1 protein-coding gene is annotated in these 692 nt (G+C 32.4%); it reads right to left on the minus strand.

The genetic code is table 11. The annotated features are described in order from the left end of the window. Positions 1 to 692: Kae1-like domain-containing protein (locus ACJDU8_RS25595; protein WP_479723080.1), on the minus strand; the 692-nt coding region annotated here is incomplete at both ends.

Below are 692 nucleotides of genomic sequence, written 5' to 3' on the forward strand. Positions count from 1 at the left end.
GCAGCTTCACCATCATATGTAATAGTTCTCACAAGACCTATCAAAGCTGAGATGCAATCAAAAAACCGTCCAACACTGGAAGACTTATAACAATTTAATGATGTTTTTAAAGCTTGAACAATTATATCGAACTTATCTTTATCTATGTCACTTATAAATTCATTTATAGAATATCCAAAAAAATACAAGTAACTCACAGCGCATCTCCAGGGCTGTTTTATGGATATATCTCCTCCCTGTATACTTACATATTGAAAATGCCCTATCCTGTTAAAATTATATCCTGCTGCAATAAAAAACTCTCCGCCCCATATATTTCCGTCTATTCCAAAGCCCGTTCCATCGTATATAACTCCAATAACTTTTCCATCAACGTTATGTTCTGCCATACAGCTTGCCATATGGGCATGATGATGCTGTACTTTTATTATTTTTCGGTCTTTACTATTTCCATACTTGCTTGAAATATAAAATGGATGCATATCTTCTACCCATACTTTAGGACTTATATCTAGCAATTTACACAAATGATTCAGCACATATTCATAATTTTTATAACAATTAAAGTTCTGTAAATTACCCATATACTGACTGGTATATACGTAACCATTTTTAGAAAGTGATATACTGTTTTTTTCTTCAGGTCCTAAAGCAATAATATTATCTCCAACCTTAATATTTTCCATTGATGG

It is taken from the genome of Candidatus Clostridium eludens, from assembly GCF_045310515.1.
GTDB lineage: Bacteria > Bacillota > Clostridia > Clostridiales > Clostridiaceae > Clostridium_B > Clostridium_B eludens.